Origin of the sequence: Bacillus cereus group sp. MYBK15-3 (genome assembly GCF_051916765.1) — a bacterium.
In the GTDB taxonomy this organism is placed as follows: Bacteria; Bacillota; Bacilli; order Bacillales; family Bacillaceae_G; genus Bacillus_A; species Bacillus_A cereus.
This window is the reverse complement of the sequence record NZ_JBQAHG010000005.1, coordinates 195,402-208,389: the sequence shown is the minus strand read 5'-3', so window position 1 is coordinate 208,389 and position 12,988 is coordinate 195,402. Positions and strand designations below refer to the sequence as shown.

The following is a 12,988-nucleotide window of genomic DNA, read 5'->3' as shown; positions in this document are numbered from 1 at the left end:
AGCGGGGAGGGGTATTTAAGGAGAATGTGCTTGTCGAGGATTGTCGGTAAGTCGATAAGTGGTGTCGAAACGTCGATATATTAAAGTAATCGGAGTTACGGTCGATATATTTGAAAAATCGCTGATATATTTAGGTGAATACCAGGGTGGGTATCCAGACGGAGGTGCATGATAATAAAAAAGCGCCCTGTAATAGGGCGCTTTTTTATGTATCTAGCTCCAGCGGCTAGCTCTTCGTGTCTAAGAACCTTACGCATAAGAAGGCAAAAAGCGCCTTTTATGCGAAAGAACCTTAGCCAGTCAGAGCTGGACGAGCCGCTTCCGCTTTTAGTTATATCCAGCTCCATCGGCTAGAATCTCCGGTTGTTTCGCCCCTTCATTCGAGGCAAAAAGCGCCTTGGATGTAAAAGCTCCAACACCCTTTGATTCTAAACGAGCCGCTTTCGCTTTAAATTAATTAACGATTTGTAAAGATCTTATCGATTAAACCGTATTCTAAAGCTTTTTCTGCTGTCATGAAGTTGTCGCGGTCTGTGTCGCGTTGTAGTACTTCAAGGGGTTGACCAGTGCGGTCAGCAAGAATTTGGTTTAGTTTTTCACGTAAGAATAGGATACGTTTTGCAGCGATTTCGATTTCAGTCGCTTGACCTTGTGCTCCTCCAAGTGGTTGGTGAATCATTACTTCACTGTTTGGAAGTGCATAACGTTTTCCTTTTTCACCTGCTGCAAGTAAGAATGCACCCATAGATGCTGCCATACCGATACAGATTGTTGATACTTGTGGCTTAATAAACTGCATTGTATCATAGATTGCCATACCTGCTGTGATAGAACCACCAGGGCTGTTGATGTAGATGTGAATATCTTTTTCTGGATCTTGAGATTCCAAGAATAAAAGCTGGGAAACGATTGAGTTAGCTACGTTGTCATCAATTGCACTACCAAGCATAATGATGCGGTCTTTTAATAGTCGAGAGTAAATATCGTAAGCGCGTTCTCCACGATTTGTTTGTTCAATTACTGTAGGAATTAAATTCATCTGTTATTTCCTCCTTATAAAGCTTTCTTAGTCTTATAATACAATTATGGTCAATAAAGGTCAAACGAAACCACTTTAAATCAAAAAAATATGTAGTTGTACCATGAAATATTCGCTATGTTTTCGAAATTCCCTGCTTATGTATCTTCAACATCATAACCGAATTACATAAATTTAAACGTTATGAAAACTGGAGAAAAAAGAAAAGAACGCCTTTTAACTGAAGCGTTCTTTCGATAATTAGTCTTTTAAAAGATAGGTTACTTTATTTAAAATCTTTTCGATTTGTTTCGCGTTTTTACTATACATTTCGCTTGCTGATTTCGACTTTGTTTCTAGGGAAAATAGTTCAAGATCAGCATGGCATTTTTTTAAAGATGCTAATAATAAAGGTTTGTTTTGAGGAGAAGGCATTTGGAGTTTGTCATTGTAAATGTCGATAGTAAGTTGTCCGTATGAATCCACTTGACCGAGGAAGACATTTTCAATAACAACACCGAGTTTTTCTAATTCTGAATGTAGCCAAGCGCGGTTATGTCCGCTTGCTGAAAGAGGTTCATCTAGTACATTTCCATCCATAATAACAGTTTGTGGTTCTTTCTCGTTTGGTACTTTTAAACCGATATCTTTTGCTGTAAGTGGCTGGGAATCTTTCTTTAATAATACATTTAATTCTCCGCTCGGTTCTAAGACAGCAAATTCGACTTCAGCTACGCTGAACGCACTTTTTCCACGGAGAAGTTCCAGTAATTCGTCACTCGTATATTTTTCTTTCTTTAAGTTATCTTCGAGTATCTTTCCGTCTTTTATTAATACGGTAGATTTCCCTTCAAAGAAGTCCCGAGCTGTTTTGTTCTTTAAAGAGAGGATTCCTGTTAAAAAAGGTACCACAGCGAAAATGAGTATCGCAAAGACGCCGTGAAAAAATTTTGAATCGAGCCCTGTAGATACTTGGGCAGCGATGTCACCAATCGTCATTCCGGCTATGTATTCAAAAAAGGAAAGCTGAGAGATTTGTCTTTTGCCTAACCATTTCGTAATAGCGAATAAAATAATTAATATGAATACAGAGCGAAGAATGACAAGTGTCCATTCCGGCAGGTGAGACATAGTCGTTTCCTCCAGTCTACTTAAAACCCTTTATATTGAGGTTCTTCACGTTCTAATACTGAAATTCTATCCTTTAAATCAGCGATGACGCTGTCCATTTCTAACATACATTCATGAAATACGCGTTTTGATTCTTCGTCTTGTGAATTTAATGAAAGGGAGCTTAAACTTGCTTGAGCGCCCCTTACACTAGCAAGGCAAGTTTTTACGCTAGCGATAACAGTCATATAAACACCTCTTATCCTTTCGGTTTGAATAACAATGCTCCAATGAAGCCGAAAATAATAGCCGCTGATACACCGGCGCTCGTTACTTTAAACATGCCGGTAATAACGCCAACGATGCCATGTTTTGCAGCTTCTTCCATTGCGCCATGAACGAGGGCATTACCAAAGCTTGTAATAGGTACAGTTGCCCCGGCTCCAGCGAAATCAATTAATGGCTCATACAAATTAAATCCATCTAATATAGCTCCAGCAACAACGAGTGTTGCCATTGTATGAGCAGGTGTTAGTTTGCCGACATCAAACATAAGTTGGCCGATTACACATATAAGTCCGCCAATGACGAAAGCCCAGAAAAAAATCATTGCGTTGCACCTCCAAATTCAATCGAAACGGCGTGAGCGATACACGGAATCGTTTCTTCTTGTTGGAATGTAAGTGGAGATAGTAAAGCACCTGTCGCAACGACAAGTATTTTTTTGAACTCTCCTCTTTTCATTCGGTTTAATAAATGACCGTATACGACTGTTGCGGAACATCCAGGTCCGCTAGCACCAGCTATGACAGGTTGTCCTTCTCTATAAATGATAATTCCGCAATCTTGAAATTGTTCGCTCGTTACTTTCGTTCCGTGTTTATGTAGTAAGTCATAAGCAATTTCGCGTCCTACATGTCCGAGATCGCCTGTTACAATTAAATCGTAGTAAGAGGCATCAATTTGACGTTCACGTAAATGGGCTTCAATTGTATCAACTGCAGCTGGAGCCATTGCGCCTCCCATATTAAACGGATCCGTTAATCCCATATCAACCACTCGGCCGATTGTTGCAGAGGTTACTCTTGGACCGTGTCCAGTATCGCTTAAAATAGCGGCTCCTGCTCCGGTTACTGTCCACTGTGCAGTAGGCGGCTTTTGTCCACCGTATTCGGTAGGGTAGCGGAACTGTTTTTCTACAGCTGTATTATGGCTTGAAGCTCCAGTTAATAAATATTTTGCACCTTTTGCATTTACGATACTTGCCCCAAGTGCTAAACCTTCCATAGAAGTAGAGCAAGCCCCGAATAATCCGAGATAAGGAGTCCCAAGTGTGCGGCAAGCAAAGCTTGTTGGAGTAATTTGATTAATTAAATCTCCTGCGAGTACGAATTGAATATCATCTTTACGAAGCTCTGCTTTTTCAGTAGCGCGACTACAAGCTTCTTCGAATAAAATCTTATGTGCTTTTTCATAGGAATCTTGTCCGAGCCATAAATCTTCATGAAGGATATCGAAGTCTTCTGGGATGTTCCCCTTTGCTTCAAATGGTCCACCGACAACCCCTGTTGAGATAATGACTGGTTTGTTTTCAAATACCCACGTTCGGTGTCCTTGTAACATTTATAGCCCTCCCCATTGAACGAGAATAGTTTTAATAAGTGCGATGACGAAAGCGGAAAATACACCAAATAAAATAACAGAACCAGCTAGTTTAAACATATTGCCGCCAACGCCAAGGACAAATCCTTCCGTTCGATGCTCAATACATGCGGCAATAACAGAGTTACCAAATCCAGTAACAGGTACAGCTGTACCAGCACCGGCAAACTGTCCAAAACGATCGTATATACCAAATCCAGTTAGTAACATAGAGATGAAAATGAGAGTTGCGACTGTTGGATTGCCTGCTGAGCGTTCAGTGAAATCAAAATATGTGATGTAAAAAGTAGAAATGAGTTGTCCGATGAAGCAAATAAAACCACCGACGAAAAAGGCTTTTATACAATTTTTTAAGACAGGTCGTTTTGGTTCGCGTTCTTGTTCGAATTTTTTATACTCCTGTTGTACAGGGGTTAAGTTTTTATCTTTACTAGACATTGCAATCCTTCCTTTTCTTTTAAAAAGCGTTAAGTGTTAGACTCCATTTTTTTACCAATGAATTTTAATTGTTTATTAATTTCATCTTTAGATACTTCTTTTTCCTTAATTTTTCTTTCGAGTTTTTCGAGTAACATAAAGATTTTTTTATCTGTACTGACACGAACATCGAAAGTAGGGTGCTCATCACTTAGTTGCTTTTGAAGTTTGCTGCGCAACGGCTTTAATCCAAACCTTTCGTGATGCTCAGGTGTAACTGCTATGTAGAGATCTAAATTTGAATTCACTGCTGTGCTTTTTATAATTTCATCCATAGCGAGAGCTCTTTTCTTCGCTCCTTGTGATATAGATTGATTAAAGGATTCCGTACTCGTCTTTGTTAACTTTGGACCTTTTTCTTTCTCCGTTCGTTTTGCTTCTTCTTTCACTTTTTTATCTAAAGGACTATTATCACATCCGGTAAAAGAGCTAAATAGAAGTGCAAATAATGCGGTTATGAGGCCGAGTTTTCGCATAATTATCATTCCATTTCTATTGCAATATGTAATGTGATAGAAAAAGGATGACTGCATATCATCCTTTTTCTATTTCACAGCAAGATTGGTTCGTTATTGCTGTGAGTATTGTGGTTCTTCTTGTTGGACTTCTTCAACACGTGGGTTTAAAGAATCGATAATCGTTTGTGTTTGCTGCGCAGCTGTTTGGAAAAGTTGCTTAGCTTGTTGGTTATCCGTATCAAGAGCGAATCCCTCTAAGCTAGCTTGGGCACTTTTTAATCCAGAAACAGTCTGCTTTAATTTTGTAATTACAGTCATTGAATGAAGCCCCCTTTGGAATATCAATTCAAAGATTATAATTTGTGAGTTGGGGAGAATTTATGATTGGAAAATTTAGGGGTGGAATGGATTTTATATGCTCTTAGCTAAGATGCATAAGGTATTACGGGGATATTTTTATTGATTTAGATGGATTTTATTGCTATTATTATGAGAAGAAAATGAAGTGTTTTCTATAATCATGCGCCCATAGCTCAGTCGGATAGAGCGGTGGTTTCCGGTACCACGTCTGCCGGGGGTTCGAATCCCTCTGGGCGCGTCAAAAAGTCCTAACTTACGTTTTGTAGGTTAGGACTTTTTTATTTACCTCTTGTTATATCTAATAATAAGATTTACTATTAGTACTTGATAATAATTTTTAACTTTATTATTTTCTTTCAATATTATTCAAATTTCGGTTGTAAGTTGTAAATCTCATTAATACATATAAATTAATAATATTTTGGAATGGGTGTCTGCGTGAGGATTCTCCTTTTACCAAACTTATTGTACAATAGAAACAAGGGGGAGATTAGTTTGAAGGCAAGTCTTTTACAAGAACAAAGCTTACGTTTGGCAATGACACAAGAGTTAAGGCAAGCGATTACAATGCTCCAGTATAATGTACAAGAATTATCGGAGTTTTTGTATGAGCAATCGTTAGAGAATCCCCTTATTGAGTTAGGTGGTTTTGAGAGGGAGAAGAAAAAGAGCTCTAACAACAGTAAAAGTACCAGCAAACAAGTCGAGAATCAGATGGAGATCTACAGTGTGGATTCTACAACGATTCAGCAACATTTATTAAATCAAATACAGTATTATAAAATAGATGAAGAAGAGCGAAAAGTAGCTTCTTTCATTATTATGAACATGGATGGAAATGGATATTTACAAGAAACGAATGAAGAGTTAGCAGAGCTCCTTTCTGCACATATTCATGTAGTCGACCGTTCTGTAGAGCTTGTCCAATCACTGGAGCCAGCAGGGGTAGGGGCGCGTAATATTCAGGAATGTTTAACCTTACAATTGAAGCGCTTACAAAGACGTAATGGATTAGCAGAAGAGGTTGTAGAAGATCATTTCGCTTATTTTGTGAAGAAAGATTGGCGAAAGCTCGTTCAAGTGTTGAAGTGTAGTAATGAGGAATTGCAGATTGCGGTAAATTGTATAACGTCATTACAACCAAAACCAGGTCTTGCGTTTTCTTCAGATAAACCACTTTACATTGTACCTGATATGGCGGTGAAAAAAGATGGCGATCGCCTCGTTTTACAAATGAATGAGAGAAATATGCCGAGAATTGAAATTCATTCTGAATATAGTGCGCTTCTTAATAATAGTGAAAGTGAAGTAGCATCTTACGTATCAGAAAAGTATCAGCATGTGCAGTGGATTATGCGCAGTTTGAAGCAGAGAAAACAGACATTGCTGCAAGTAATGACTATTATTATGGAAAAACAACGTGATTTCTTCTGGAAAGGTCCAGAGTATTTAAGACCTCTCGCTTTAAAAGAGGTAGCGGAAGAGTTAAGTGTGCATGAATCGACAATTAGTCGTGCGACGCGAAATAAATATGTGCAAACACCACACGGTTTATTTGAGATGAAATCGTTCTTTAGCAATGCCGTTTCGACGACTGAAGATGAAGCAGTTTCTACAAAACGTGTAAAACAATTTATTCAAACGCTAATTGGGGCAGAGGATAAGAAAAAGCCACTTTCAGATCAAAAGATTTCAAAATTATTAGAAGAAGAGCATGAAATTGTTATTTCTCGAAGAACAGTGGCGAAGTATAGAGAACAAATGCATATCCCAGCTTCGTCATTACGAAAAACGATCGGATAGGTGAAGAAGATGAAAGTTGTACTGTATACTAAAAAAGATTGTGGCCTTTGCGTGAAGGCAAAACAAGTTTTACAGGAAGTACAATGTGAATATTCTTTTCAAATCGAGGAAATAGATATATATGAAGATAATGACCTTTTAGAAAAATATCACTTAATGATTCCGGTTGTAGAAATGGACGGAAAACAAGTAGAATATGGTAACATTCACAAAGGTGTCATAATAAACTATATAAAGAATGCAGTTAAGAGTTGAATAAGTTTCTATCTCCTGTTACAATAATACACGTAGCAGGGATTATTTTTTTAACCTATGTGGGACACAAAATGTCACTACGGGACGTAAAGTGACCACGAGGGAAAATGAACCGATGTAGTGAGGAGAAAAGATATGCGCTCATGGATTCAGAACACAAAAAAATTATTACCTGATCTGCTACCTGTTATGCAAACGAGAATGCAAATTCTTCAATACATTAGGCTCATGCAGCCGATTGGAAGAAGAAACTTATCAGCAAGTCTCGGTATGACAGAACGAGTATTGCGAAGTGAAGTTCAAGTTTTGAAAGAACAAAACTTAGTTCACGTCGCTTCTTCTGGAATGACTTTGACAGAAGAAGGAACAGCTTTAGTTCTTGCTTTGGAAGACTTTATGAAAGAAATTTCCGGGTTAAAGGTTTTAGAAAAGCAACTTAAGGAAACATTAGACTTGGATGAAGTTTTCGTTGTCCCTGGTGATAGTGATGAATCACCTTGGGTCAAACTGGAGATGGGCCGTGCTTGTGTGACTTGTATAAAAGACCGTCTGACAGCGAATAATATCGTTGCTGTGGCTGGAGGAACTACGCTAGCTGCTGCTGCGGACATGATGCAACTTGATTGCAAAGATTTACATATGCTGTTTGTCCCAGCACGTGGTGGAATTGGAGAAGGTGTTGAATTAGAAGCCAATACCATTTGTGCCAAGATGGCGCAAAATACGATGAGTAATTATCGCTTATTGTATGTTCCAGACCATGTTAGTAGCGAAGCATATGCGTCTATTGTGACAGAGCCTTCCGTGAAAGAAGTTCTTGAGTTGATTCGATCTTCCAATATCGTCATTCATGGAATAGGTGATGCGTTAACAATGGCACGTCGCAGAAGTACTTCAGAAGCAGATTGGTTAAAGATTCAGGCAAGCGAAGCAGTTGGCGAAGCTTTCGGTTACTACTTTAATGAAGAAGGAAATGTTGTTCATAAAGTAAGAACAGTTGGTATGCAACTAGAGGACTTACAAAATGTATCTCATGTTGTTGCAGTCGCTGGAGGTTCTTCAAAGGCAAAAGCAATACAGGCTGTAATTAAACAAGGGCACACTTCAATTCTAATTACAGATGAAGGTGCAGCAAAACAGTTAACAAAGGGTTTTACCCTTTAATATAATCCCCCAAGGAGGAAATTCAAATGACTAAAATTGGTATTAATGGATTTGGACGTATCGGACGTAACGTATTCCGCGCAGCTCTTAACAACTCTGAGGTAGAAGTAGTAGCAATCAACGACTTAACAGATGCTAAAACATTAGCTCACCTTTTAAAATATGACACAGTTCACGGAACTTTAAATGCAGAAGTATCTGCTAACGAAAACAGCATCGTTGTTAACGGTAAAGAAATTAAAGTTATCGCTGAGCGTGACCCAGCTCAATTACCATGGAGCGACTACGGAGTAGAAGTAGTAGTAGAATCTACTGGCCGTTTCACTAAAAAATCAGATGCTGAGAAACACTTAGGTGGATCAGTTAAGAAAGTTATCATCTCAGCTCCAGCTTCTGATGAAGATATCACTGTAGTTATGGGTGTTAACCACGAACAATACGATGCAGCTAACCACAACGTAGTATCTAACGCTTCTTGTACTACAAACTGTCTAGCTCCATTCGCTAAAGTATTAAACGAAAAATTCGGCGTAAAACGCGGAATGATGACAACAATTCACTCTTACACTAACGACCAACAAATCTTAGACTTACCACACAAAGATTTACGTCGTGCTCGTGCAGCAGCTGAAAACATGATCCCAACATCTACTGGTGCAGCTAAAGCTGTAGCATTAGTATTACCAGAACTTAAAGGTAAATTAAACGGTGGCGCTGTACGTGTTCCAACTGCTAACGTTTCTCTAGTTGACTTAGTTGTTGAACTTGACAAAGAAGTAACAGTTGAAGAAGTAAATGCAGCATTCAAAGCAGCAGCTGAAGGCGAATTAAAAGGTATCCTTGGATACAGCGAAGAGCCATTAGTATCTATCGACTATAACGGATGTACAGCTTCTTCTACAATCGATGCATTATCTACAATGGTAATGGAAGGTAACATGGTTAAAGTACTTTCTTGGTACGATAACGAAACTGGTTACTCTAACCGCGTAGTAGACCTAGCAGCTTACATGACTTCAAAAGGTCTTTAATTCTTAATTATATAAGTTATCAATGACAAAACGAGGGAGAGGGTTTGTTCCCTCTCTCTCTTCTTTCGTTTTAAAAGCAAATGTGTTAAGCTTTTGAGTGGGTTTTGTCAATCCTAACTAGTAGTCGGAGGGAAATCCAATGAACAAAAAATCAATTCGTGACGTAGATTTAAAAGGTAAGCGTGTATTTTGCCGCGTTGATTTCAACGTACCTATGAAAGAAGGCAAAATTACAGATGAAACTCGTATCCGTGCAGCTCTTCCTACAATTCAATATTTAGTAGAGCAAGGTGCGAAAGTTATTTTAGCAAGTCACTTAGGCCGTCCAAAAGGTCAAGTAGTAGAAGAAATGCGTTTAACTCCAGTAGCAGCACGTTTAGGCGAGCTTCTTGGTAAAGACGTTAAAAAAGCGGACGAAGCATTCGGACCAGTTGCACAAGAAATGGTTGCAGCAATGAACGAAGGCGACGTATTAGTTCTTGAAAACGTACGTTTCTATGCGGGCGAAGAAAAGAACGATGCAGAACTTGCGAAAGAATTTGCAGCACTTGCTGACATCTTCGTAAACGATGCATTCGGTGCAGCTCACCGTGCTCACGCTTCTACAGCAGGTATCGCAGACTACCTACCAGCAGTATCTGGTCTATTAATGGAAAAAGAGTTAGATGTACTTGGGAAAGCACTTTCTAACCCAGAACGTCCATTTACAGCTATCATCGGTGGTGCGAAAGTAAAAGATAAAATCGGTGTAATTCGTCATCTATTAGACAAAGTAGATAACTTAATCATCGGTGGTGGACTTGCTTACACATTCGTTAAAGCTTTAGGTCATGAAATTGGTCTATCTCTATGTGAAGACGACAAGATCGAACTAGCTAAAGAATTTATGCAACTTGCAAAAGAAAAAGGCGTAAACTTCTACATGCCAGTTGATGTTGTAATCACTGAGGAATTCTCTGAAACTGCAACAACTAAAATCGTTGGTATCGACTCTATCCCTTCTAACTGGGAAGGCGTGGACATCGGTCCTAAAACACGTGAAATTTATGCAGATGTAATTAAAAATTCTAAGCTTGTTGTATGGAATGGACCAATGGGTGTATTCGAAATGACTCCATTCGCAGAAGGTACAAAAGCAGTAGGACAAGCATTAGCAGATGCAGAAGATACATACTCTGTTATCGGCGGTGGTGACTCTGCAGCAGCTGTTGAAAAATTCGGTATGGCTGATAAAATGAGCCACATTTCTACTGGCGGCGGTGCGTCATTAGAATTCATGGAAGGTAAAGAGCTTCCAGGTGTAGTTTGTCTTAACGACAAATAAGTAGCAGCCAAAGAAAAAGGACGGTGCAAAGCATGCGTAAACCAATTATCGCAGGTAACTGGAAAATGAATAAAACTCTATCTGAAGCAGTTAGCTTCGTAGAGGAAGTTAAAGGTCAAATCCCAGCAGCTTCAGCTGTTGATGCAGTAGTTTGCTCTCCAGCTCTATTCTTAGAGCGCCTTGTAGCAGCAACTGAAGGAACTGACTTACAAGTAGGTGCACAAAACATGCACTTCGAAAAAAATGGTGCATTCACTGGCGAAATTAGCCCAGTAGCACTTAGCGACTTAAAAGTTGGCTATGTAGTACTTGGCCACTCTGAGCGTCGTGAAATGTTTGCTGAAACAGATGAGTCAGTAAACAAAAAGACTATCGCAGCATTTGAACATGGTTTAACACCAATCGTATGTTGTGGTGAGACTTTAGAAGAGCGCGAAAGCGGAAAAACATTTGATCTAGTAGCAGGTCAAGTGACAAAAGCACTTGCAGGTTTAACAGAAGAGCAAGTTAAAGCAACTGTTATCGCTTATGAGCCAATCTGGGCTATCGGTACAGGTAAATCTTCTTCTTCTGCAGATGCAAACGAAGTATGTGCGCACATCCGTAAAGTTGTTGCAGAAGCTGTTTCTCCAGAAGCTGCAGAAGCTGTTCGTATCCAATACGGCGGTAGCGTAAAACCAGAAAACATTAAAGAGTATATGGCACAATCTGACATCGACGGCGCTTTAGTTGGCGGTGCTAGCTTAGAGCCTGCTTCGTTCTTAGGTCTTCTGGGGGCGGTAAAATGAGAAAGCCAACAGCTTTAATCATTCTTGACGGTTTCGGACTTCGTGAAGAAACTTACGGGAATGCTGTAGCACAAGCTAAGAAACCTAATTTTGATGGCTACTGGAACAAATTCCCTCACACAACGCTTACAGCTTGTGGTGAGGCGGTAGGTCTTCCAGAAGGTCAAATGGGTAACTCTGAGGTTGGTCACTTAAATATCGGTGCTGGCCGCGTAGTATATCAAAGCTTAACACGCGTTAACGTTGCAATTCGTGAAGGTGAGTTCGATAAGAACGAAACTTTCCAAAATGCAATTAAAAGTGTAAAAGAAAAAGGTACTGCACTTCATTTATTCGGTTTACTTTCTGACGGTGGTGTGCACAGTCACATGAACCATATGTTTGCTCTTCTTCGCCTAGCAGCAAAAGAAGGCGTGGAGAAAGTTTATATCCATGCCTTCTTAGACGGCCGCGATGTTGGACCACAAACAGCAAAAGGTTATATCGATGCAACGAATGAAGTAATTAAAGAAACAGGAGTAGGACAATTCGCGACTATCTCTGGTCGTTATTACTCTATGGACCGTGACAAGCGTTGGGATCGCGTAGAAAAATGTTACAGTGCTATGGTGAATGGTGAAGGCCCTACTTATAAATCAGCAGAAGAGTGTGTAGAAGACTCTTATGCGAACGGTATCTATGATGAATTCGTATTGCCGTCTGTAATTGTTAACGAAGATAACACGCCAGTTGCAACAATCAATGATGATGATGCAGTTATCTTCTATAACTTCCGTCCAGACCGTGCAATTCAAATTGCTCGTGTATTTACAAACGAAGACTTCCGTGAGTTCGATCGTGGTGAAAAAGTACCTCACATTCCAGAATTCGTATGTATGACACACTTCAGTGAAACTGTAGATGGTTACGTGGCATTCAAGCCAATGAACCTTGATAACACTTTAGGTGAAGTTGTTGCGCAAGCGGGATTAAAGCAACTTCGCATCGCGGAAACTGAAAAGTATCCGCACGTTACATTCTTCTTTAGCGGTGGTCGTGAGGCTGAATTCCCAGGAGAAGAGCGTATCTTAATTAACTCACCGAAGGTTGCAACGTATGACTTGAAACCTGAAATGAGCATTTACGAAGTAACGGACGCTTTAGTAAATGAAATCGAAAATGATAAACATGATGTTATCATTCTTAACTTTGCGAACTGTGATATGGTTGGCCATTCTGGGATGATGGAACCAACAATTAAAGCAGTAGAAGCAACTGACGAATGTTTAGGAAAAGTTGTAGAAGCGATTCTTGCAAAAGATGGTGTAGCACTTATTACTGCTGACCATGGTAATGCTGATCAGGAGTTAACTGCTGATGGCGGTCCTATGACAGCTCATACAACTAACCCGGTTCCTTTCATCGTTACAAAAAATGATGTAGAGCTTCGTGAAGGTGGTATTTTAGGAGATATCGCTCCAACAATGCTTACACTTTTAAATGTGGAACAACCGAAAGAAATGACAGGTAAAACAATTATTAAATAATTTGCTTATATA

15 protein-coding genes and 1 tRNA gene are annotated in these 12,988 nt (G+C 39.5%); 8 read left to right on the top strand and 8 right to left on the bottom strand.

What is annotated here, in order from left to right:
- Positions 1-457: 457 nt before the first annotated feature.
- The 8 genes from clpP to ACTFR8_RS21020 all read right to left on the bottom strand — a co-directional run bounded on the left by clpP (position 458) and on the right by ACTFR8_RS21020 (position 5,043).
- On the bottom strand, positions 458-1,039 hold the full coding sequence (clpP, locus tag ACTFR8_RS21055) for an ATP-dependent Clp endopeptidase proteolytic subunit ClpP (RefSeq protein WP_001049162.1): 582 nt from the start codon (positions 1,037-1,039) through the stop codon (positions 458-460).
- Between the two features lie 240 nt (positions 1,040-1,279).
- The gene (locus ACTFR8_RS21050) at positions 1,280-2,149 is read right to left on the bottom strand and encodes a DUF421 domain-containing protein (protein ID WP_000018924.1); all 870 of its coding nucleotides are present in this window, start codon (positions 2,147-2,149) and stop codon (positions 1,280-1,282) included.
- A 20-nt stretch (positions 2,150-2,169) separates the two neighbouring features.
- Positions 2,170-2,376 carry a DUF1657 domain-containing protein gene (locus ACTFR8_RS21045; protein WP_000215909.1) on the bottom strand — a complete coding sequence of 69 codons (207 nt, stop codon included), beginning with the start codon at positions 2,374-2,376 and terminating at the stop codon, positions 2,170-2,172.
- 11 nt (positions 2,377-2,387) lie between these two features.
- Positions 2,388-2,738, bottom strand: a complete 351-nt coding sequence (gene spoVAE, locus ACTFR8_RS21040) for a stage V sporulation protein AE (RefSeq protein WP_000575919.1) — start codon at positions 2,736-2,738, stop codon at positions 2,388-2,390.
- Complete coding sequence (spoVAD, locus tag ACTFR8_RS21035) at positions 2,735-3,751, bottom strand: stage V sporulation protein AD (RefSeq protein WP_000938972.1); 1,017 nt, start codon at positions 3,749-3,751, stop codon at positions 2,735-2,737. The genes spoVAE and spoVAD overlap by 4 nt, the downstream gene beginning before the upstream one ends.
- Entirely contained in the window at positions 3,752-4,228 is a 477-nt protein-coding gene (gene spoVAC / locus ACTFR8_RS21030; RefSeq protein ID WP_000095399.1) for a stage V sporulation protein AC, read from the bottom strand. It lies immediately after the preceding gene.
- A gap of 29 nt (positions 4,229-4,257) precedes the next feature.
- Positions 4,258-4,743, bottom strand: a complete 486-nt coding sequence (locus tag ACTFR8_RS21025) for a YhcN/YlaJ family sporulation lipoprotein (RefSeq protein WP_001228546.1) — start codon at positions 4,741-4,743, stop codon at positions 4,258-4,260.
- 93 nt (positions 4,744-4,836) lie between these two features.
- Positions 4,837-5,043, bottom strand: a complete 207-nt coding sequence (locus ACTFR8_RS21020; RefSeq protein WP_000216166.1) for a DUF1657 domain-containing protein — start codon at positions 5,041-5,043, stop codon at positions 4,837-4,839.
- A gap of 204 nt (positions 5,044-5,247) precedes the next feature.
- Between ACTFR8_RS21020 and ACTFR8_RS21015 the strand changes: the two genes are divergently transcribed.
- The 8 genes from ACTFR8_RS21015 (at position 5,248) to gpmI (ending at position 12,976) form a co-directional block, all read left to right on the top strand.
- Positions 5,248-5,323 (top strand) — tRNA-Arg (locus tag ACTFR8_RS21015).
- A gap of 257 nt (positions 5,324-5,580) precedes the next feature.
- A complete protein-coding gene (gene rpoN / locus ACTFR8_RS21010) occupies positions 5,581-6,888 on the top strand; it encodes an RNA polymerase factor sigma-54 (protein ID WP_000647952.1) in 1,308 nt (435 codons plus the stop codon).
- 9 nt (positions 6,889-6,897) lie between these two features.
- Entirely contained in the window at positions 6,898-7,143 is a 246-nt protein-coding gene (locus ACTFR8_RS21005; RefSeq protein WP_000869730.1) for a glutaredoxin family protein, read from the top strand.
- Positions 7,144-7,278: 135 nt separating this feature from the next.
- Positions 7,279-8,307: a gapA transcriptional regulator CggR gene (cggR, locus tag ACTFR8_RS21000; protein WP_001258185.1), complete on the top strand. Its 1,029-nt coding sequence runs from the start codon at positions 7,279-7,281 to the stop codon at positions 8,305-8,307.
- Between the two features lie 26 nt (positions 8,308-8,333).
- Entirely contained in the window at positions 8,334-9,338 is a 1,005-nt protein-coding gene (gap, locus tag ACTFR8_RS20995) for a type I glyceraldehyde-3-phosphate dehydrogenase (RefSeq protein ID WP_000161236.1), read from the top strand.
- A 139-nt stretch (positions 9,339-9,477) separates the two neighbouring features.
- The gene (locus ACTFR8_RS20990) at positions 9,478-10,662 is read left to right on the top strand and encodes a phosphoglycerate kinase (protein WP_001036350.1); all 1,185 of its coding nucleotides are present in this window, start codon (positions 9,478-9,480) and stop codon (positions 10,660-10,662) included.
- A gap of 32 nt (positions 10,663-10,694) precedes the next feature.
- On the top strand, positions 10,695-11,450 hold the full coding sequence (gene tpiA, locus ACTFR8_RS20985; RefSeq protein WP_001231038.1) for a triose-phosphate isomerase: 756 nt from the start codon (positions 10,695-10,697) through the stop codon (positions 11,448-11,450).
- Positions 11,447-12,976: a 2,3-bisphosphoglycerate-independent phosphoglycerate mutase gene (gene gpmI, locus ACTFR8_RS20980; RefSeq protein WP_001231158.1), complete on the top strand. Its 1,530-nt coding sequence runs from the start codon at positions 11,447-11,449 to the stop codon at positions 12,974-12,976. Before tpiA ends, gpmI begins: the two co-directional genes overlap by 4 nt.
- The last annotated feature ends 12 nt before the right edge of the window (positions 12,977-12,988 follow it).